1 protein-coding gene is annotated in these 1,197 nt (G+C 61.7%); it reads right to left on the bottom strand.

What is annotated here, in order from left to right; translation table 11 throughout:
* Positions 1-1,000: 1,000 nt before the first annotated feature.
* Positions 1,001-1,197 (bottom strand): hypothetical protein (locus MKK75_RS02775; RefSeq protein WP_244041103.1); only part of this gene is annotated, 197 nt, incomplete at its 5' end.

The raw sequence follows: 1,197 nt of genomic DNA, 5'->3' as shown, positions 1-1,197 counted from the left end.
GATCACCCCGTTCCACCGGGGGCGGGTCCATGAAGGTGCGGGGTCCGTCGGCGATCGACAAGGTACTTGGATCGTCCGCATGCGACAGAGACCCCGTCAGGTGTAGGACCTCTACCCAGCCACGGAAGATAGATGGCTGTAGCGAATCCCTAGACGCCACCGACGCTGGCTGCCGAGTGGATGTCCAATCGATGTGGGGAAGAAGCCAAGCCCCGCCCACCGCAAACAGCGTGAGGGTAGAGAGGCAAGAAATCGAGATCGTGGCCCAAGACGACAGGCGGCTGCCGGGCCTAACGACCGTAAGAGGCCGGGCCGCGCCGAGGGGCTTCAGGTCGCCAACAAAGATGGGACCACGCTGTAACATTCTCGGAGAACTGCACTTTGCCAACGACAGTTCAAGGCCGGTACGATTTAAAATTCTCGTCGAGTGAACGTAGTTAAAAATATTCGAGTGCACACTAATGATGCAGACTGCTCAAATAAGCCGACGTGAGCCGTCGCATGGTAGCCGACGAAATTCGCTTGCAGCACGGGCGTTCGACAAATGGTCCGACCTCAGACCGTAACCGTGAAGGACGTATTGATCCGCCGGATCGTCGCCACAGGTTGTTCTGGCCGGATGCCGTTCCTCGCGTCGCGGCAAGGAGATGCCTGATGCGCTTTTTGACCCTCAGTGTGGTCGCTGCGATTGGAACCACAATTCTATCCCTGCCCGCTGCGGCCGTGCCTGCCGCCCCCGTCGCCGGGATCTCATCGCCGTCCGACATGCTCACGAACGTGCGGATGAGGCGTCACCACATGCGGCGTCGGATGATGTCGCGGACCCAGCGGAGATATCCCGGAGCCAGTTTCGCCCGGAACAAGACGTCGGGAGCACCCGCTGGCAGCGGTGGCGGCAATGGGGTGACCGGTAGCTACGCCGCGCCCAGCGGCAAGTAGACCGGAGCTATCGAAGCGGGACCAGCCCGCCCGGCCCAGCGCCGCGGCGGGCTTTTTTCGATCAGGATCCGGTAACGCGCCGATAGATGGCGGCAAACGCTTCGGCTCCCTCACGTGTGAGATCGGTGACCACGAGGCCGGGCGCATAGACCGTCCAACGCCCGTCGTTGTCCTGAGACATCCGGATGTCGATCAAGGGAAACCTCCCTGCCTCCGTAAAGGCGCAAGACGGTACACGGAGCGTAGTTCCCACGCCGA

The sequence above is a fragment of the Methylobacterium sp. J-030 genome (assembly GCF_022829545.1).
Lineage (GTDB): Bacteria > Pseudomonadota > Alphaproteobacteria > Rhizobiales > Beijerinckiaceae > Methylobacterium.
This window is presented reverse-complemented; position numbering and strand designations above follow the sequence as displayed.